This window comes from Bifidobacterium miconisargentati (assembly GCF_019331675.1).
Lineage (GTDB): Bacteria > Actinomycetota > Actinomycetes > Actinomycetales > Bifidobacteriaceae > Bifidobacterium > Bifidobacterium miconisargentati.
The window spans coordinates 51,271-70,390 of the sequence record NZ_JAHBBJ010000017.1 but is presented as its reverse complement, the minus strand read 5'-3'; the positions used below and the strand labels follow the sequence as shown (position 1 = coordinate 70,390).

21 protein-coding genes are annotated in these 19,120 nt (G+C 62.2%); 8 read left to right on the top strand and 13 right to left on the bottom strand.

What is annotated here, in order from left to right; genetic code table 11:
• The first annotated feature begins 266 nt into the window (after window positions 1-266).
• Entirely contained in the window at window positions 267-1,397 is a 1,131-nt protein-coding gene (locus KIH81_RS10310; protein ID WP_236029518.1) for a CTP synthase, read from the top strand.
• A 323-nt stretch (window positions 1,398-1,720) separates the two neighbouring features.
• Here KIH81_RS10310 and KIH81_RS10305 read toward each other — a convergent pair whose 3' ends face one another.
• Both KIH81_RS10305 and KIH81_RS10300 read right to left on the bottom strand, forming a co-directional pair.
• Entirely contained in the window at window positions 1,721-4,432 is a 2,712-nt protein-coding gene (locus tag KIH81_RS10305; RefSeq protein WP_214305228.1) for an ABC transporter permease, read from the bottom strand.
• A gap of 19 nt (window positions 4,433-4,451) precedes the next feature.
• A complete protein-coding gene (locus KIH81_RS10300) occupies window positions 4,452-5,153 on the bottom strand; it encodes an ABC transporter ATP-binding protein (RefSeq protein ID WP_214305227.1) in 702 nt (233 codons plus the stop codon).
• A 189-nt stretch (window positions 5,154-5,342) separates the two neighbouring features.
• Here KIH81_RS10300 and KIH81_RS10295 point away from each other — a divergent pair, with 189 nt between their 5' ends.
• Window positions 5,343-6,011: a TetR/AcrR family transcriptional regulator gene (locus KIH81_RS10295; RefSeq protein WP_214305226.1), complete on the top strand. Its 669-nt coding sequence runs from the start codon at window positions 5,343-5,345 to the stop codon at window positions 6,009-6,011.
• 117 nt (window positions 6,012-6,128) lie between these two features.
• On the opposite strand, the gene KIH81_RS10290 is transcribed toward KIH81_RS10295, so the two are convergent.
• The 3 genes from KIH81_RS10290 to KIH81_RS10280 all read right to left on the bottom strand — a co-directional run bounded on the left by KIH81_RS10290 (window position 6,129) and on the right by KIH81_RS10280 (window position 8,050).
• Window positions 6,129-7,499, bottom strand: coding sequence for a DHA2 family efflux MFS transporter permease subunit (locus KIH81_RS10290; protein ID WP_214305225.1), 1,371 nt, complete (start codon window positions 7,497-7,499; stop codon window positions 6,129-6,131).
• 96 nt (window positions 7,500-7,595) lie between these two features.
• On the bottom strand, window positions 7,596-7,820 hold the full coding sequence (locus KIH81_RS10285) for a hypothetical protein (RefSeq protein WP_214305224.1): 225 nt from the start codon (window positions 7,818-7,820) through the stop codon (window positions 7,596-7,598).
• A complete protein-coding gene (locus KIH81_RS10280; protein WP_214305223.1) occupies window positions 7,817-8,050 on the bottom strand; it encodes a response regulator transcription factor in 234 nt (77 codons plus the stop codon). The genes KIH81_RS10285 and KIH81_RS10280 overlap by 4 nt, the downstream gene beginning before the upstream one ends.
• Before the next feature lie 151 nt (window positions 8,051-8,201).
• Between KIH81_RS10280 and KIH81_RS10275 the strand changes: the two genes are divergently transcribed.
• Together KIH81_RS10275 and KIH81_RS10270 are read left to right on the top strand one after the other, a co-directional pair.
• The gene (locus KIH81_RS10275) at window positions 8,202-9,053 is read left to right on the top strand and encodes a LysR family transcriptional regulator (protein ID WP_338024762.1); all 852 of its coding nucleotides are present in this window, start codon (window positions 8,202-8,204) and stop codon (window positions 9,051-9,053) included.
• Window positions 9,054-9,279: 226 nt separating this feature from the next.
• Window positions 9,280-9,849: a sugar O-acetyltransferase gene (locus KIH81_RS10270; RefSeq protein WP_214305221.1), complete on the top strand. Its 570-nt coding sequence runs from the start codon at window positions 9,280-9,282 to the stop codon at window positions 9,847-9,849.
• 80 nt (window positions 9,850-9,929) lie between these two features.
• Here the strand turns inward: KIH81_RS10270 and KIH81_RS10265 are convergent, their stop codons facing one another.
• The gene (locus tag KIH81_RS10265) at window positions 9,930-10,244 is read right to left on the bottom strand and encodes a cupin domain-containing protein (RefSeq protein WP_236029531.1); all 315 of its coding nucleotides are present in this window, start codon (window positions 10,242-10,244) and stop codon (window positions 9,930-9,932) included.
• Between the two features lie 160 nt (window positions 10,245-10,404).
• Complete coding sequence (locus tag KIH81_RS10260; RefSeq protein ID WP_236029517.1) at window positions 10,405-11,220, bottom strand: class I SAM-dependent methyltransferase; 816 nt, start codon at window positions 11,218-11,220, stop codon at window positions 10,405-10,407.
• Between the two features lie 234 nt (window positions 11,221-11,454).
• Here KIH81_RS10260 and KIH81_RS10255 point away from each other — a divergent pair, with 234 nt between their 5' ends.
• Complete coding sequence (locus tag KIH81_RS10255) at window positions 11,455-12,534, top strand: aldo/keto reductase (RefSeq protein ID WP_214305219.1); 1,080 nt, start codon at window positions 11,455-11,457, stop codon at window positions 12,532-12,534.
• On the opposite strand, the gene KIH81_RS10250 is transcribed toward KIH81_RS10255, so the two are convergent.
• Window positions 12,531-12,809 (bottom strand): aldo/keto reductase, encoded by a 279-nt coding sequence (locus KIH81_RS10250; protein WP_214305218.1) that lies wholly within the window; start codon window positions 12,807-12,809, stop codon window positions 12,531-12,533. The genes KIH81_RS10255 and KIH81_RS10250 overlap by 4 nt on opposite strands.
• 155 nt (window positions 12,810-12,964) lie before the next feature.
• On the opposite strand from KIH81_RS10250, the gene KIH81_RS10245 reads away from it, so the two are divergent.
• The gene (locus KIH81_RS10245) at window positions 12,965-13,393 is read left to right on the top strand and encodes a GNAT family N-acetyltransferase (protein ID WP_214305217.1); all 429 of its coding nucleotides are present in this window, start codon (window positions 12,965-12,967) and stop codon (window positions 13,391-13,393) included.
• 66 nt (window positions 13,394-13,459) lie between these two features.
• Here KIH81_RS10245 and KIH81_RS10240 read toward each other — a convergent pair whose 3' ends face one another.
• On the bottom strand, window positions 13,460-13,825 hold the full coding sequence (locus tag KIH81_RS10240) for a winged helix-turn-helix transcriptional regulator (RefSeq protein ID WP_236029516.1): 366 nt from the start codon (window positions 13,823-13,825) through the stop codon (window positions 13,460-13,462).
• A gap of 143 nt (window positions 13,826-13,968) precedes the next feature.
• Here KIH81_RS10240 and KIH81_RS10235 point away from each other — a divergent pair, with 143 nt between their 5' ends.
• Both KIH81_RS10235 and KIH81_RS10230 read left to right on the top strand, forming a co-directional pair.
• Window positions 13,969-14,484 carry a flavodoxin family protein gene (locus tag KIH81_RS10235; RefSeq protein ID WP_214305216.1) on the top strand — a complete coding sequence of 172 codons (516 nt, stop codon included), beginning with the start codon at window positions 13,969-13,971 and terminating at the stop codon, window positions 14,482-14,484.
• A 62-nt stretch (window positions 14,485-14,546) separates the two neighbouring features.
• Window positions 14,547-15,266: an SDR family NAD(P)-dependent oxidoreductase gene (locus tag KIH81_RS10230; protein WP_214305215.1), complete on the top strand. Its 720-nt coding sequence runs from the start codon at window positions 14,547-14,549 to the stop codon at window positions 15,264-15,266.
• A 183-nt stretch (window positions 15,267-15,449) separates the two neighbouring features.
• On the opposite strand, the gene KIH81_RS10225 is transcribed toward KIH81_RS10230, so the two are convergent.
• From KIH81_RS10225 to KIH81_RS10210, 4 genes are all read right to left on the bottom strand, one after another.
• Window positions 15,450-16,832 (bottom strand): MFS transporter, encoded by a 1,383-nt coding sequence (locus KIH81_RS10225; RefSeq protein ID WP_214305214.1) that lies wholly within the window; start codon window positions 16,830-16,832, stop codon window positions 15,450-15,452.
• Between the two features lie 62 nt (window positions 16,833-16,894).
• Entirely contained in the window at window positions 16,895-17,194 is a 300-nt protein-coding gene (locus KIH81_RS10220; RefSeq protein ID WP_214305213.1) for a hypothetical protein, read from the bottom strand.
• Between the two features lie 19 nt (window positions 17,195-17,213).
• Window positions 17,214-18,842, bottom strand: coding sequence for a phosphoenolpyruvate--protein phosphotransferase (gene ptsP / locus KIH81_RS10215; RefSeq protein WP_214305212.1), 1,629 nt, complete (start codon window positions 18,840-18,842; stop codon window positions 17,214-17,216).
• Entirely contained in the window at window positions 18,842-19,102 is a 261-nt protein-coding gene (locus KIH81_RS10210; protein WP_100496664.1) for an HPr family phosphocarrier protein, read from the bottom strand. The genes ptsP and KIH81_RS10210 overlap by 1 nt, the downstream gene beginning before the upstream one ends.
• Window positions 19,103-19,120: the final 18 nt, after the last annotated feature.

The following is a 19,120-nucleotide window of genomic DNA, read 5'->3' as shown; positions in this document are numbered from 1 at the left end:
CGGTTGTTCAGCCCCCGCCGGACTGTATGTTCGCGCTCCGACGGAGGTGCCGCGAACTTACAGTCCGTTCAGGCCGCTCAAAAGACTGTATGTTCGCGGCTGCCTCGTTGGGACGCGAACATACAGTCGCTACGAAGCCCCATACCATAACCGTGACGACAAAACCGCCGTATTCGGGACTCACATCCGCAAGCGGAACGCGAAGCTGGAACCACATACCCCGTTCAGACTTGCGCGACCCACACGGTTCGAAGGACCATGGCCGCATGAGACACCACATCGAACTTGAGGCCCTCTGCGACGACGCCGAGCGGAACCATCGCTGCTTCTACCCCACATCCAACGCCCTGCAACAAGCCACGTACGTACGGCTCCGCAACGGATACTTGGTCCGCCCGCACCGAAATGTCTACTGCCGTGCCTCGTATTGGGCCACGTTGAACCCAGCAGAACGTTCACGCCACATTATCCGCACCTTGTCGCGGCAATTCCCGACCCATGTCTTCGCCGGACTCAGCGCCGCAGCAATACTGCAATTGGAATACAGCTGGCATCTGCACGATGACGGCTCAATATTCATTGCATCATCCACCGGCAGCCCCAAACGCACATATCAGGGAATCCGGCGAATCGGCATGACCGACCCACCCGTATCCTCGGTAATTCATTTCCGCCGCGGAGACGGCATCAGAGCCAAAGCGATTCCCGGCCCTTTGACCATGAATCCGCGGCAAACGCCATCATCGCAAGCGACGCTGTTCGGCATCGCCTGCAGCGACATCACCGACATAATACGCATAACCTCGCCGGCCCGGACTCTGGTCGATTGCGGCCTCCGATACACCTTCGCCCAATCTTTGCCGATGTTCGATTCGGCATTGCGCAATCACCTAACCACACCACAGCAGGTGATGGACATCTGCGACGGCATGCGCACGGAATGCGGGAGCATCATGAGGCTTCTTCATTATGCGGACCCGCTCAGCGAGAACGGCGGCGAATCGTTGTGCAGGGCCGTGGTCATCGAAGAAGGATTCGCCGTACCTCAGCTCCAGCATGTATTCACCGATGTCGACGCCTCTTGGACGCGCTATCGCGTGGATTTCGTGTGGCATACGGAAGACGGGCGCATTATTGTGCTGGAGTTTGACGGCACAGCCAAATACACGGATCCCTCAATGACCAGACACAGCAACGTGCATACCGTGGTGCGCGCGGAACGCGATCGCGAGGATGCGTTGCGGAGAGCCGGCGTGACGACGATCATCCGCACGAACTACGAGGAAGTGACGTTACGGACCCCATTGGTGCGCAAACTTCTCGATGCAAGGGTGCCCATGACCAGTATGAATCCGAGGTACGAACGCGCGACCGATGTCACCGGTCGTGAATTGTAACAGCCACACGCTCGCTCTCATTCATATTCCCAGGAGCTCAGCCATTTCGGCTCGGTCACGCCTGTGCCGAGGTGTCTCTGATGCGTCGACATCCAGCTTCCTCCCGAATTGGACTGTATGTTCGCGCTCCGACGGAGGTGCCGCGAACTTACAGTCTGTTCGGACCGTCCAAAAGACTGTAAGTTCGCGGTTGCCTCGTTGGGACGCGAACATACAGTCGATACGGCAATCAGCAGACGGTCCACTAGCATGCCACACGGCCATGCGCGCCATATCCATGCACCGATACCGTGCCAGCAGGCATTATGCCGCCGATGAGGCCGTCACTCCGGGCTCTTCAGGGCGCCGACCATGTCGATGCGGTCGAGCGCGCGGTTGGTGGCCAGACTCACCAGCAACGTGAAGACGAGCGCCAGAGCGGCGGCGGCCACGTAGCAGAACCACAGCACGTTCGGCACGATGTTCATGCCGGGCAGGTCCAGCTTGCTCACCAGGAAGCCCAGCAGCGCGCGGCCGCACGGCATGCCGATAATAATGCCGAACGCGCTCAGCAGCAACATCTCCTTGTTCACATATCCGTACACCTCGCGCCTGCGGAAGCCGAGCACCTTGATGGTGGCCAGCTCGCGTTCGCGCTCGGAAATGTTGGTGCTGGCCAGCGTGTAGAGCACCACGACGGCCAGGATCGCGGCCATGACCACGATGAAGCCGATCATCACGAAGAACATGAGGAAGCTCTTGGAGAAGTCGCGCTCCTGTTTGGCCGAGCTCGTCACCGAGAGGTATTCACTCTGCCCGGCGAGGCCGTCCGCGAAGACGATCTGCGCGTCCAAGTCGCCTTTCACGTTGATGAGGTCGGCGTTCAGCGTGAAGTCGGTGTCGAACGTCTTCTCGTAAGCCGATTGCGTCATGACCACGAGGTTGCCGGTGTAGTATTGGGCGACTTCGTGGACCGTGGCGTCCGCGGTGTTGGTCATCGCATCGGTGAGGTTCACCGTGGAGCCGGAGGCGAGCGCGAGCTTGCGTGCGGCGTTGGCGGTCACGATGACGCCGTCGTCCGCGTCAGACAGCTCGATCGGTGTTCCGTCCAGGGTCTGCAGGTTGATGTAGCCGTCCATCGGCTCGCCGTCGGGGACGACCATGAGCTGCGCGGTGAGTTTCGCGTCGTCCGCCGAATCGGAGGCATTGCCATCGTTATCACCGCGTGCGGGGGCGAGGGTGACGCTGCCGAGCTGCAGCGGGAGCGTGGATTCCACGTCGGCGTTCCCGTCAAGATCGTCCTGCGCCTTGTCATGGTTGGCGGCGGAGGTCACGGCCATCACGTCGTAGGGCGCGATCTCGCTGTGCTGGCGGGGCATCAGGGTCAGGGCGGAGCTGCCCATGCCGAATCCGGCGGTCATCAGGGCCGTGCAGCCGAGCACGCCGATGATGACCATGAGCGCGCGGGACTTGTAGCGGAACAGGTTGCGCGCGGTCACCTTGCCGAGGAAGCTCAGGTGGTTCCAGACGAATCCGATGCGTTGCAGGACGATGGTCTTGCCGGCCTTGGGCGCCTTGGGACGCATGAGCTCGGCGGGTTCCAGCCTCAGCGAACCGGTGCAGGCCACCATGGCGGCCCCGGTGATGATGATTACGAACAGCAGCACGCCGCCCACGGCAAGCCGCCAATCGACCAGCAGCGGATAGTTCGGCAACACGTATATCTCGGTGATGAGCTTCCGCGTGAACATGAACGGCAGCCCGACCAGGCCCAGCACATCGCCGAGCAGACCGCCGAACAGGCAGGCGGCGCCCGAGTAGACCAGGTATTTGAGCATGGTTTCATGGCGCGTGTAGCCGAGCGCCTTGTAGGTGCCGATGAGCCCGCGATCCTCCTCCACCATGCGCGTGACGGCGGTCAGGCTCACCAGGAGCGCGATGACGAGGAACAGCACCGGGAACATCGTGCCCAGGCGCGCGATCATTTCGGTCTGGGTCTTCACGTCCTCGTAACTGGTCACGGCGCTGCGGTCGCGGATGATCCACTTGGCCTCGGGCATGGCGTCCACCGTGCTCTTGATCTTGGCTTCCGCGGCGGCGATCTGCTGTTCGGCGGTGGCCTTGGCGGGCAGGCCGTCCGGCAGGGCCGCGATCTTGGCCTTCCGCGCTTCGACCTGTTCCATGGCCTTGTCCAGCGCCGCCTGATGCACGGCGTCGGTTCGCGACTGTTCGCGGGCCGTCCGGATGGTTTCGATGTTGCCTACGGCCCGGGCGACCGTGTCGAGATAATCGTCGTCGTACGTGTTCATCGCGTTCGCGCCGGCAACGGTGATGACGGCGGACGTGTACGGCGCATCGGCGTCGGCCAGCGCGTCGTCGGATACGAACATCGGGTAGACGGTCTTCGCGCCGGAGACGAGCGCGAGCGGGCCGGACGGGTTCACGATGTCGTTCGGGTCGATGACAGCGCCGACAATGGTGTATTCGCCGTCCGCGAACGTGCCGGTCGTGGCCTTCGAGGAGTCGGACGAATCGCCGGCCGCTTCCGTCTCGTCGGATGCCGAAGTCACGGCCTCGGACGTGAGCGAAGCGTCCGGCGCGAACGTCAGCGTGTCGCCCAGCGTTTTGCCGCTGTCGTCCAGGTACTGCCGCGTCACGGCGATTTCGTGGCCCGTTTCGGGCAGGCGGCCGTCCTCGAGATACGGCCGTTCGATGCCCTGATCGTTCAGGGTGGTGACGGTGGCGGAGGCTTGTCTGCCGTCGATGGCGGTGGTCACGTTGGCCGTGTGCTCGCCGGCAACCTTGGCGATGCCGTCAACCTTACCGAGCGCGGCGATGTCGTCATCGTCGAGCCCGAGGGTGGAGATGACGGCGACGTCATGCATGGAGGTCGAGTCGAAGAATTCATCCAGACCGGCGCGGACGTCCTTGGCTATGGTGTTGAGGCCGCCGAGCATCATCACGCCGACCGCCACGATGACGAGCATGGCCGTGAAACGCTTGCCGTTGCCGGCCATGGCGCGCCATGCGTCCTTCCAGAGTGCCGTTTTCTTCATGATCGTTCCCGCCTCTCCCCTACCATTCGATGTCCGCGATGGGCGTGGGGTTCGGGTTCCGGGTGATTTCGGTGACCTTGCCGGAGCGGAAGCGGATCAGACGGTCGCCCATCGGGGCGAGTGCGGAGTTATGCGTCACGAGCGCCACGGTGATGCCGCGTTGGCGGCAGGAGTCCTGCAGAAGCTGGAGCACCTCCTTGCCGGTGTTGTAGTCGAGCGCACCGGTCGGTTCGTCGCACAGCATCAGCTTGGGGTTCTTGGCAAGCGCGCGGGCGATGGAGACGCGCTGCTGTTCGCCGCCGGAAAGCTGCGCGGGGAAGTTGGCAAGACGATTGCCCAGGCCGACTTTGTCGAGCGTCTCGCGGGCATCGAGCGCGTTCGGGCAGATCTGCGAGGCGAGTTCCACGTTTTCGAGCGCGGTCAGGTTGGGCACGAGGTTGTAGAACTGGAAGACGAAGCCCACGTCGAAACGGCGGTAGTCGGTGAGCTGTGCCTCGTTGGCCTTGGTGATGTCCTTGCCGTCGATGACCACGGAACCGGAGGTGGCGCGATCCATGCCGCCGAGGATGTTGAGGGTGGTGGATTTGCCGGCGCCGGATGCTCCGAGGATCACGGCGAGTTCGCCCTGCTCGATGTCGAAGCTGGCATGGTCAAGCGCCAGCACCGCGGATTCGCCGCTGCCGTATTGGCGCACCACGTCGTGGAATTCCAGGAAAGCCATGGTATTTCAGGTCCTCTCTTGCGATTGTCGTCGTTATATCGCGACTCAAGAAATACATCACTCTGTTGGGTAATAAAATCCACGCAATTCAACATTGTGTTGGGTTTCGACTGCAGAACCGCGGCATCATACGGAAAACACGATACGATGTTGAGTTATTGATCGAAGGCAGGAAGCAGGAAGGCGCATATGGCACGACCGAAGACAGGCGAGCAGAGCGCGACCGAACGCATGCAGGACGCTTTCTGGACACTGCTGGAGCAGAAGCCGTATGCGCAGATCACCATCAGCGACATCACGCGCGTGAGCGGTCTGAACCGCAGCGCGTTCTACTACCATTACGGCAACATTCCGGAGCTGGCGGACGATGCGATCGCCTCGATTTACGACGACCCGGACATCACCTCATTCATCGCGCACATCATCAGGCAGGACGAAGGCATCGAGGCGATCCGCGATTACGCCATCGCCAGCATCACCATGCCGCAGCGCATCGCCAGCATCCGACGCCTGTCCCTTATCGCCGGCCCGCATGGCTCCACGGGATTGGCCGATCAGCTCAAAACCCATGTCATCGAAATCTGGCTGACGACGCTCGGCCGTGATCCGGCCACGCTCAATCCGGGTCAGCACATCCTGCTGGAATTCGCATCCAGCGGCATGCTCGGCGTTCTGGCCAAGGCTCCGGCGGTGTTCACCCCGGAGAACATCGAATGGTTGAGCCATTCGGTATTGCCGGATATCATCGCCCAGCTCATCAATTCGCTACGAGATGGGAACTCCGCTTCGACGAGCTCCCCTCAGTCGCTTCCAGCGACAGCTCCCCTCGGAGAGGGGAGCCATGATTCCGTATCGTAACTTCCTTCTTCGGGGAATCCGTCAGCAAACGCATAGCCTCGGCTCCCCTCGCTGAGGGGAGCTGTCAGCGAAGCTGACTGAGGGGAGCCACAGGAAACCACGCAACAAGACGGTCCTTCACCGCTTGCGGCAGCACACCACGGCCATGACGAGGCCCGCCACGGCCACGCCGACCATGGCCCAGAACGCGATGGAGACACCCATCGGATCATTGCCGCAGGAGACCATCACTGCCACGAACACCGCCGAGCCGAGCGCTCCGGCAATCGTGCGCAAGGACGTGAGCAGCGCACTGGCGTCACTGACGTACCGGCGCTCCACGGAAGCCAGGCCCCAGGTGGCGGCCGGCATCATCACCATCGACACAGCCACCGACCGCGCGGCGAACACGACGGCGATCCACCAGATCGGCGTGGCATCGGTCAGGAAGCCGAACGGCACCATCGTCACGGCCAGCAACGCCATGCCGCCGATGGCGAGCGGGCGGATGCCGAACCGGTCGAACATGCGCCCGGTGATCGGCGAGGACATCGCCATCAGCAGCGAACCGGGCAGCATGGCGAGCGCCGAAACGGTCACGGACGCGCCGTCCATCTGCTGCATATACATCGGCAGGATGGTGGAGCCGGCGATGAGCACCGCATACAGGACCATGCTCAGCAGCACGGCCACGGTGAAGTCGCGCGTGGCGAAGATGCGCAGCTGCAGCAGCGGATGGTCGATGCGCAGCTGACGCACCGCGAACAGCGCCAGACAGAGCACGCCCAACGCGAACGAACCGAGCACCTGCCAGCCCAGGAACGGCCTGACGCCTATGTTGCTGGAGCCGAACTGGAGTCCCAGGAAGCCGAACGCGGAAAGCACCAGCGAGGGCACGTCGAGATGTGCGTCCGTCGAGGTCTTCAACACGTTGCGCATGACCGGGAACGCGATGATCAGCACCAGTGTCGAAATGCCGCCGGCCACCCAGAAGATGGACTGCCAGCCCCAGTGGTCGACCATGATGCCGGAAATCGTGGGGGCCACGACCGGAGCCGCGGAGACGGCAAGCCCGTAGAAGCCCATCGCCGTGCCGACGCCGGATTCGGCGTACAGGGCGAGGATGATGACCTGCGTCAGGGACAGGGAGATGCCCGAGCCGAGTGCCTGAATGATGCGGGCGGCCATGAGCACCGGGAAGCTGTGCGACATCGCCGCGAGCAGCAAGCCGCCGGCGAACAGTGTCAGGCCGGTCAGGAACAGCGGCTTGGTGGGGAATCGCTTCATCATGAACGCGGTAGCGGGGATGATCACGCCCATCGCGAGCGAGAAGCCGCTGGTGAGCCAGTTGCCGAGCACCGCGGAGATGTCGAGGCTGGTCATGATGGCCGGCAGCGCGGTGGTCAGCGACGTCTGTGCGAACGCGCCGGCGATGCACGCTGCCAGCAGCACCGCGAAGATCGCCGTGCGTTGTTTGTCCGTTACTGGTGATTGCTGTTTCCCTGTCATCCTGTATGCGATATCCCCTCTTCAACATCATGCGTCATACGGCATGCATGTCCGCCTTCGCAATAGCGCAACATACCTCGGTTGCTCGGACAACGATCAGGAGAGCAATCCGCTTGCCTTGCGGCACACGTCGTCGTTGAGGTCGTACAGATGCTCGATGGTCTGGGCATTGCGGCGGCCGGTCGACGCGGCGATTGCGCGGCATACGGGGTACGCGGCGATCCAGCAGGCGAAGCCGGGGACGGCAAGGATGACCATCAGCACGAGCATGGCGGCGAGGAAACCACGGCGTTTCGACATGATGTCATCGCGTGCGGTCATGAAGATGATGGGGATGTTCGGGTCGATCGCGCGGATACGTGCGGCCAGTTCGTAGCCGTCGATACCGAGCTGATGTCGGAGACCACGAGGTCGTACAAGGTGCCGCGCATCGCATCGAACGCGCGGTTGGCGTCGAGGCAGCCGGTCGCCTCGTAGCCGGCGTCGCGCAGCGTATCGCAGGTGATGTCGTTGAGCGCCCGCTCATCCTCCACGACCAGAATCCTCGTCATGCATCCTCCCTTGCCGCACGCCAACGGGAACCTCGCCGACGATGCCGCGTGCCGGCGTAACCCTTTTCCGTGAAGTCTAGCCTTTACAATGGATGCGTCGACGGCCGTTCTCAGGCCGACCGGAACGGGGAGCGAAACCATGGAATTGCGCGTGCTCAGGTATTTTCTGGCGGTGGCCGAGGAAGGCAACATCACGTGGGCCGCGCAGCTATTGCGCATCTCCCAGCCCACGTTGTCCCGCCAGCTGAAGCAACTGGAGGAGGAACTCGGCGTCACGTTGTTCGAACGCGGCAGCCACGCGATCACGCTGACCGAGGCCGGCCGTCTGCTGCGTGACCGTGCGCAGACCATCGTCTCCCTTACGGACAAGGCGGAATACGAGCTCAAGCAATCCGGTTACGAATTGGGCGGCGACATCACGGCCGGATGCGGCGAGGTGCGCGCCATGGCGTTCCTCGCCGACCGCATGGCCGCGTTCCGCACCCTGCATCCCGGCGTGCGGTTCAACGTCATCAGCACCACGGCGGACGTGATCCAAGACCAGCTCGAACAGGGATTGATGGATTTCGGCCTGCTCGCCGACCCGGTGGACACCAGTCGATACGAATTCCTGCGCACCAACATCACCGAACACTGGTGCGCGATGGTGCCGGACGGCCACGCCTTGCAGACCCACGACTCCCTCTCCCCCGCCGATCTGGCCAACGAGTCGCTGCTCCTGCCCTCGCGCGAGCCGGTGCGCCGCGTGGTGCTGAACTGGTTCGGCCCCTACGCCCCGCATCTCAACATCGCCGGCACCTGCAACCTGCCCGCGAACGGCGCGGCGATGGCGGCAAGCGGCCTCGGACTGTACCTGTGCCTCGATCACGGCACCACCTATCCGGGCGTGCGCGGGGTACGGCTCTCGCCATCGCTGGAAAGCAGTTCGGTGCTGGCATGGAAGAAACAGGGCACGGCCTCCCCGGCGGCGGCCGCGTTCGCCAGGTTCCTGCAGACGATGTGATGCGCCGGAGCGTCCGGCTCCCCTCTCTAAGTGCGCTATCAATCGGTCTCAATCACGTGATGTGCCAGAGTGTCCGGCTCCCCTCTCTGAGGGGAGCTGTCAGCCATAGGCTGACTGAGGGGAGTCCCGTTCATGCCCCAACAGCATGAACGTGCATAAACCATAGGTATTAGACGCCACCCGTCCGCCGCGGTTCAATGATGGCAGATTCAACGAAGGAGCCATCATGACAGTCACAGCAGCCGACATCCTCGAACGCGACCGTTCCGGAGAGCCGGTCAATCCGTGCGACCCCGGCTATTGCGCCATCGCGACCATCATCAACGAGACCAAGCGGCTCTGCATCGAGCTCAACACCGGCTATCACGAGCCCCGCGAGGCGCACACCCTGTTCGAGCGGATCGTCGGCCATCCGGTCGACCCGTCCTTCCGCTTCAATCCGCCGTTCTATACGGATTTCGGGCACAATATCGAAATCGGCCGGGGCGTGTTCATCAACTGGGGCTGCACGTTGATGGACCGCGGCGGCATCACCATCGGCGACGGCACCTTCATCGGCCCGAATGTGCAGCTCATCACCATCAACCACAGCAAGAACCCGATGGACCGCGCCACCACCACAAGTCTTCCGATCACCATCGGCAAGCATGTGTGGATCGGCGCGGGCGCCATCGTGCTGCAGAACGTGACCATCGGCGACGGCGCCATCGTGGGAGCGGGCGCCATCGTGACCCACGACGTGCCGGCCGGAGCCATCGTCGCCGGCAATCCCGCCCGCGAAATCGGGCATGTGTGATACGAGGCGGCGCGAACCGCTCGTTCCTCTCAATCGATGTGGGCGCGCAGCTCACATCACCACGCGCCCGCATTCCGCGCTCAGTGGCGCATCATAATCAGCATCATCTTGGATGCTTCCTCGGCATAGACCGCGTGCGGCAGGCGAGTCGGGAAGTGCAGGATGCCGCCGGGCACGAGATCCACGGTCTTGCCTCCACCGGTCACCTTGAGATGGCCCTCGAGGCATTGCACCAGCACCGGCATGGCCGCGGTGTGTTCGCTGAGCTCCTGACCTTTGTCGAAGGAGAACAGCACCACGTTCGCCCCCTCCACCTGCATCACCGTGCGGGAGACGGTGGCCTCCGGCTGGATTTCAACCAGCGGATTCAGGTCATCGATGAATTCCATGACCATCGAATCGGTATTCTCTGCCGCGGTTGCGGTTTCGTCAGCCATGTCAAGACTCCTTATATGTAATGGCATGTGCGGCATCGGCTTCAATGCCGACCGCCACATGCTTCTTCAATTAACGTTTCAGCATCAGCTTAGTCTTGCAGTCGCGGCATTGCAGACATCATGCCTTGCGCCGCGCCACGAATGCGATGCCGGTGAGCGCATCGCCATAGGTGTTGAACACACGGCGCATTTCCAGTACGCGCGCACGCAAATCCGGATGCGTCAGTACATTGCGCATGATGCGCAGCACGCCGCCGATGCCTTCGTCCGCCAGATTGCGGCGCATTTTCAGCAACGCCATCGGTTCCACACCGCTCCACAGCACCTCGAATCCTTCCGATTCGAGTACGGACCGCCATTCGGTGGCGGTCAGCGGACGCGCGTTGACCTTGATGGCTCGGGCCAAATCCTTGCGAATCGAATCCTTGACGGATTCGTTAATATCGTCTGGCGCAAGTCCCATTTCATGAATCGCGTATAGTCCGCCAGGTTTGAGGATGCGATGGGCTTCGCTGATGATTGCATGCTTGCCGCGCTCGGACTGCATGGTCAGCATCGCCTCGCCGATCACCACGTCCGCCGATTCGTCCGGCAAACCAGTTTGTGAGGCGTCGGCATTGATGCATGTCCCGCCCACCGATGCAGCCAGCGGGCCGATGATCTTCGTCACCTGCCCGTCCCGGTCAACCCCGGTGTATCCTGATGGGCCGGCATTCAGAATCAGCCGGGTCGTGCGACCCAGCCCCGGAGCGAACTCCACCACACGCTTGCCAGTAATGGTCACATGCGCCAGCATGCGTTTGGTCAGCTTCTCACCGCCCGGCCTGAGTACCCGTTTACCGAGCTGGGCAAGCACCCAATGGCCCTGCATATGCTCCGCGCCGCGATCGGCCTGGGGCAGCTGCGATGATTCGATATCCGCGGTTGTTGCCATAACATTATTACGCTCATTCACAGGCTTCAGCATACGAAATCAATTTCAAGCGCAACAGACTGGTTTTCCAGCACAAAGTGTGATATGCGCCGCATAGTTGCAGAACACATTGCCTATTCACATCTCTCGCGTTTATAGCCCTAAGGCATTGCGGCATATCAATAACAGGTATTGGCAACGCAGTACTTCCAGCGATTCAATGGGGCCGAAACAAGTTTTATGAAAGGAACGATCATGCCTGACACCAATGACGATACCGTTGCAATCACGCCAATGAATCTGCCGAAGCGAACGCTGGGAACCGGGACCGCGGCATTGGAGGTGTCCGCGATCGGCTTGGGATGCATGGGATTCACGATGAGCTGGCCTCCGTTCCTGCCGCATGATGAATCGATTCGCGTGATTCGCGCGGCCTATGAGATGGGCGAACGATTCTTCGATACGGCCGAGGTATATGGCCCGTTCACCAACGAGGAACTGGTGGGTGAAGCGTTGGAACCGTTCCGCGATGATGTGGTGATCGCCACCAAGTTCGGTTTCGCATTGCACGGCGGGTTCGGCGAGAATGAAGGCGAGACTCAGCTGGATGCCTCAGGCCGCGTGCAGCAAACCGATTCACGCCCCGAGACGATTCGCAAGGCCGTCGAAGGCTCGCTCAAGCGTCTGCGCACCGATCACATCGACCTCTACTATCAGCACCGCGTAGATACCAAAGTGCCCATCGAGGACGTGGCCGGCGTGATGGGCGAGCTCATGGCCGAGGGCAAGATTCTGCATTGGGGCCTGTCTGAAGCCGCGCCCGCCACCGTGCGCCACGCCCATGCCGTCACACCGGTCACGGCCGTGCAAAACGAGTATTCGATGTGGTGGCGCAAGCCGGAAGAGGAGCTGATGCCGGTGCTTGAGGAGCTGGGTATCGGTCTGGTGCCGTTCAGCCCGCTCGGCAAGGCGATGCTCGCCGGCCGATTCACCGCAACGACCCGTTTCGCGGATGACGACTATCGCAGCCGTATCCCCCGCTTCTTCCCCGAACACATGGCGCACAACATCCGCATGAGCGAATACGTGCAGTCGCTGGCGGACGCCCGCGGAGTCGCACCAGCTCAGATCGCGCTCGGCTGGCTGCTCGCGCAGAAACCATGGATTGTGCCGATTCCCGGCACCAAGCATGCGGACCGTCTACATCAGAACCTCGGTGGCGCAGCCGTCACGTTCACGCCGGACGAGCTGGCCGAAATCAACCAGCATCTTGATGCCATTCACATCGAAGGCGCGCGCTACCAGCCCACGCAGGAAGCCCTCACCAACCACTAATGACGCGGCATCCGCACGGCAACAATCACACCACCCGGCATCTCAACGACGGTTCGCGCACGAACCTCAAGCTGGCCGAGACGGCCGGCGGCGAGCGCGTTTATCTTGGCGAGTTGGTAAGCGTAGCAGTTGGAGATGCCGATGGCGCGCGCCTTGCCTGCCTTGACGGCCTCGTTCATGCCTTCCATGATTTCGGCCATGTCGGTGTGGCAGTCCCACATGTGGCAGATGCGGGACACGGTCACGTCGCTGTTGCCTAGCTTGGTGTATTCCATAATGCTCCTTCACCTATGCGTCCATTGCGGGAACCCGTTGGTTGTATTACAGCGCGGATACCTCGTCCCATCCAATAGGCCGCACTGATATCCAGCCATGCATCGCGGGCATGGAATTCACCTGCGGCTTGTACACTGGCCGCATGCAGTTGACGGTGAAACGGTTCGAGGAACTGAGCGCGGCGGAATTGTATGAGATCTACCGCGTGCGCGTGGCGGTGTTCGTGGTGGAGCAGCAGTGCGCCTACCAGGAGGTGGATGAGGCGGACCGACGCTGCTGGCATGTGTTCCTGCATGACGAGGACGGCATCGCCGCCTACTGCCGCGTGATTGACCCCGGCGTCACGTTCCCCGAGGCCTCCGTGGGCCGCGTGCTGGCCACCCGCCGCAGGCAGGGTCTCGGTACCCGCATCGTGCAGGCGGGCCTTGCGGTGGCACGCGAGCGCATGCATGCCGACGTGGTGCACATCGAGGCGCAGACCTACGCGCGCAGGCTGTACGAGCAGCTCGGTTTCACGCCGGTCTCCGACGAATTCCTGGAGGACGGCATCCCCCACATCGGCATGATCTGGCGGGCTGAATAGCCGCAAGCCCCGAAGGTACTACCGGATGGCGTAATCCGCGTAAAGGGCCATACAAGAAGGCGACGTTCAGTCCTGAGCGCCGCCTTCTTTCGTATCAAGCAGCAGCTGGCCCCATTTTTCGAATTCCTTCAAGGCGGGGATGATGGCGTAGCCGTTGTCGGTCAGCGAATATTCGACGCGCGGCGGGACCTCGTTGTATTGGGTGCGGTTGACGAGGCCGTATTCCTCGAGGTCGCGCAGGGTGTTGGTGAGCATCATGTTGGTGATGCCGAGCTCGCGCTTGATCTCGTTGTATCGCGCGGCGCCGCGTTCGCTGAGCACATACATGACCGGCAGCTTCCACTTGCCTTCGATGGCCTTGAACGCATAACCCATCGCGCAGGTGGGGGCGGTGATGCCGTCGGCTCCGGTGTTTTCAACATGCTTGCTCATGGTTTTCCATCCTAACATCGTTGCCATATCACAAAAATCAGTTTTTTATTCTAAGGACGAAAAGTATATGTACTGATGCATACTGTCCTTATCAGCAATACCGCGGTACGACCGCGGCGACATCGAAAGGAACAGGAATCACCATGACCAAGCACATCCTCGTCATCCAGGGCAGCCCCACCAAGGGCGGCAACGCCGACATGCTCGCCGACGCCTTCATCGAAGGGGTCGAAGCCGCCGGCAACACCGCGACCAAGCTCACGCTCGCGGACATGAACATCGCCCCGTTCACCGCTTACGACCAGCCGGCCGATGACATGACGCAGGTGATGGAGCAGATGAAGGCGGCGGACGGCATCGTCATCGCCACGCCGACCTATTGGATGCAGTTCTCGGCGCAGATCAAGGCGATGATGGACCGTCTGCCGTTCGACGCACACGATGATCTGGCCGGCAAGGAATCCGCGCTGCTGGTCGCCGGCGCCAGCCCCGAGGAGGTGCTCACCAAGAACGTGCTCGGCTATTACCAGATGTGCTTCGGCGAGAGCCTTGGTTGGAAGATCAAGGGCTCGGTGATCGCCTCCGGTGTGTTCGCCCCCGGTCAGGTCGCCAGCACTCCTTACCTCGACAAGGCCCGTGAGCTCGGCCGCGAGTTCTGAACGGCACGGCACGTAAGCACACAGGACGCAAACAAGCCATAGCGCAACAAGGAAGCATCATCATGCAGATCGCACTCATCACCGGTTCGGGCCGCAAGGGCGGCCTCGGCTACGAAACCGCCCGTCAGCTCGGCGAGGCCGGATACCACGTCATCCTCGCCGCGCGCCGCCCCGAGCTCTCGCAGCTCGCCCAGGCACTCATCGACCAGGGCATCTCCGCCAGCTACGTGGTGATGGACACCACCGACGAGGCCAGCGTCACGGCCGCCGCCGCGGAAGTCGAACGCCGGTTCGGCCGGCTCGACGTGCTCATCAACAACGCGGCGTCCATGCGCGCGGGCGAATCGGTCGAGAAGCAGGATCTCGCCGAGATGCGCATGGTGCTCGACACCAACGTCATCGGCACCTGGAACGTCACCCAGAAGTTCATCCCGCTGCTGCGCAAGTCGGAGCACGGCCGCATCGTCAATGTGTCCAGCGGCGCCGGCTCCTACGGCGATCCGCAATACGGCTTCCTGCACGGTTCGATGGGCATCCCCGCATCCGGCTACGGCATTTCCAAGCTCGCGCTCAACGGCCTGACCATCAAGACCGCGAAGGAACTCGCCGCGGACCGCATCCTCGTCAATGCGGTCTGCCCGGACATCACCGACACCTTCGGCTCCGGCATGTTCGGCCGCCCGGTCGAGGTCAGCGCGAAAAGCGTGACTTGGGCCGCCACCCTGCCCGACGACGGCCCGACCGGCGGATTCTTCCGCGACGGCCGGCCGCTGCCGTGGTGACCGGCGTCACCGGGAATGCCGTCAAGCCATTGTCTGGAAGAAAAGTCAGCCGCTCACTCCGACTGCCGCCGCGTTTCTGGATGAGCTGCGCGCTGTGATGTGAGCCGGCCGGTCGGCGGCGGCGGAATCACGGCAAAGTCCGTTCACATCCGATTCCGCGATTCCGCTGCCAACCGACACCCATCAAGCACGCACCGGCACATCCTTGCGCGACAGCATCAGCACATACCAAGCCACCGGCAACGTCAGCAAACCACCTGCCACGAATACCCATGCAATCGGAATCACGTCAGCGAGCGGCGCGAAGATGAGCATGCCCAACGGCATGCCGAGCGTGGACAGCATGGTGTCGAGGCCGAATACGCGACCGACCATGGACTCGTCGGATTCGGACTGCATCACGGTGCGCATCGGACCGACGCACACGGCCGAGGCGACGCCGTTGAGCACATCGATGACGAGATAGAGCATCAGATCGCGCACGACGCCTAGGCCGATGACGGTGACGCCGACCATGGCGATGCCGAATGCGACCGCATACATCTGCGCGACGCTTTTGCGCAGCAGCTTCGGTCCGATGGCGGACATCACCGCACCGCCGAGCAGCATGCCGACGCTCATGCCCAGCTCGTTGGCGGCGAGTTTGTCGGATGCCGTGGTGAGGTTGATGAATCCAAGGTTCAGGTCGATGCCGTCGAATTCACGGGTCATCAGCAGCAGCGTCAGGTTCATCGGCGCGACCGCCACGAAGCAGGTCAGCGCATCGCCCAGGATCACGCCCTTGATATGCGCGTGGCGCATCGCATAGACCAGACCGACCTTGAGGTCGGCGAAGGTACGCCGCAGTATCGCGACGGGATTGGCGGCTGCGACTTCGGCGACGCCGGCCGGACCGTCGGTCCCCGCAGTCGCGCTCCCCTGCGATTCCGCCGCATATTCCACCGCACCGTTGCGCTCAGTCGCGCGCGGCACCCGAATCATCGCGACGAAGCTCACGCCGATGACCGCGGTGGTCACGTCCACCAGCAGGATCGCCCACAGCGGCACCAGATTGACAAGCACCGCGGCGAGCGCCGGCGCCGCGATGCGGTTCGCGGAATCGATCACGCCGTACACCGCATTGATGCGCAACAGTTTGCCTTCCGGCACCACGTCCGGAATAAACGATTGCACGGCCGGTTGCTGGATGCCGCCGCCCGCCGAACGAATCAGCAGCACGATGAAAATCAGCGACAGGCTCGCCCAGTTCAGCGCGAAGCTGACGGACAGCAGCACGGTGACACCGGCGATAATCAGATCCGGCAGGATAATCAGCGCCTTGCGGTTGTATCGGTCCGCCATCGGCCCGCCGAAAATCGAGACCAGCGACTGCGGCAATACGCCGAACAAGGTGGCCAGCAGCATGGCCGAGCCGGTGCGTGTCTGCATCACGATCCACCACCAGATGGCGAATTGCACCACGCTGGAGCCGAGCAGCGAGAAGGCCTGACCGGTGAGCAGCAGCGCGGCACGCCGCTTCCAGCCGGATTCAAGCGCGGTTGATGCCTGAGCAGCATATTGAGACATATATGTGTTCGTATCTTTCTGTTCGCATGCGATATTCAGGCGTATCCATACCCGCCTATTCGTCATCGCACGACATTGGTTTGCATATGACCGAATCGGCATACCGGCTCTCTCCGATATGCCCAGACCCAACGATGGGCCCGCTTACCCGTTAGATCGCGGGCTTCAGCGCGAATCGCGCCATCGTCATCATGCAACGCATAGAACACATAGTTGCCGACCATAATCATCGACATTGACATGCCGTCTGCCTCCGGCGCGCTATGTCCGATTCTTGGAACACGGCGCGGCGGCATCGCGGCAGCCACAGGTACGACAATGGCCCGCACCACCACAACATATGTTGCGGTGGTGCGGGCCATTAGTGTCTTTTAGTATCGCTCAGTAGTTGCGGATGGCGTCGCGCAAAGGCAGCACGCTGGTGGGCGAGACGGATAGTTCATCAAGTCCGATCTCGAGGAACATGTCGGTCAGGCTCAGATCAGCGCCGAGCTCGCCGCAGATGCCGCACCAGATGCCATGACGATGGGCGGCTTCGGTGGCCATCCTGATCATGCGCAGCACGGCCGGCGAATGCGTGTCGGCGAAGCGCCCGAGGTTCGGGTTCTGCCGGTCACAGGCCAGCGTGTACTGGGTCAGGTCGTTGGTGCCGATGGAGAAGAAGTCGACCTCGGCGGCCAGTTCGTCGGCCATGATCACCGACGCGGGCGTCTCGATCATGATGCCGACCTGGATGTGCTCATTGAAGTCGATGCGTTCGCCGCGCAGCTCATCCTTGACCTCTTCGAGAATCTTCTTGGCATCACGCACCTCCTGCACCGAGGTAATCATGGGCAGCATGATGGCGATGTTGCCATACACCGAGGCGCGCAGCAGGGCACGCAGCTGCACCTTGAAGATCTCCGGCCGGGTCAGGCAGATACGGATGGCACGGTAGCCGAGCGCAGGGTTGGCTTCACGCTCCAGATTGAAGTAGCTGACTTGCTTATCAGCGCCGATGTCGAGCGTGCGGATGACGACGAGGCGGTCGCCCATTTTCTGCGCGACTTCCTTGTACGCCTCGAACTGGAATTCCTCGGTCGGGTAGTCCTCGCTCTCCAGGTACAGGAACTCGCTGCGGAACAGACCGATACCCTCGGCGTCGTTGGCCAATACGGCGGCCACATCCGAGGGGCGACCGATATTGGCGTACAGACGCACCTTCTGGCCGGACTTGGTCTCGGTGGGCTTGCCCTTGAGCTCCTGCAGCAAACGCAGATGCTCGTCGTACTTGGCTTTCCTGCTCTGGTATTCGGCGAGAGTCTTCTCGTCCGGGTCGACGAACACCAGTCCGCTGGTGCCGTCAATCACCGCGGTGTGGCCATCATCATCCAGGTCGAAGGCGTCACCGATGCCGATGATGGCGGGCAGGCCCATCGTGCGGGCCAGAATCGCGGTGTGCGAGTTCGCGGAACCCTTGGCGGTCACAAAGCCGAGCACCTTGGCGCGGTCGAGCTGCACGGTCTCGCTGGGGGCCAGGTCCTCGGCGAGGATGATCCGGCTCTCGCCACCTTCCTCATCCGCCGCAGCTCCGCCGCGCTTGCCTTCGAGCACGTTGATCACGCGGCGGGATACATCCTTGACATCGGCGGCACGCGCCTGCATGTACGAGTTGTCCATCGCGGCGAACATGGCGGCGAACTGTTCGGCAGTGCTGTTGACCGCGAACTCGGCGTTTACCTTGCTCTGAGTGATCAGGCCCTCGATACTTTCCACGTAGTCCAGATCCTGGAGCATGAGCTGGTGGGTGTCGAACAGTTCGGCCTTGCCCTCGCCGAATTCGGCCGCGGTTTTGTCGCGTAGTTGCTTGAGTTGTGAGACGGCCGTGGCACGGGCCGTGCGGAAGCGTTCCACCTCGGCCTGCGGATCGTCGACCACGCGGCGTTCGACAGCGTGGTCGGCGGTGTCGAGCACGCGAACCGCACCGATGGCGATGCCCGCGGAAACCCCGACTCCTTGTATCGTCTTCATCACAGGTTCTCCTTGAGGAACTGTTCGAACTCGGCGGCGGCCTTGACTTCGTCGTTGCCCTGCACCTTAACGGTAACCTCGTCGCCCTGCTTGACGCCGAGTCCCATGACGCCGAAGATGCGTTTGGCGTCCACGGATTTGCCGTCATGGCTGACGATGATGGTCGAATCATACTGCTGCGCCTTGGCGACCAGCAGGCCTGCGGGGCGGGCGTGCATGCCCTCGGGGTCGGATACGGTGAACGTGAATTCCTGAGACATGATGATGCTCCTTATACG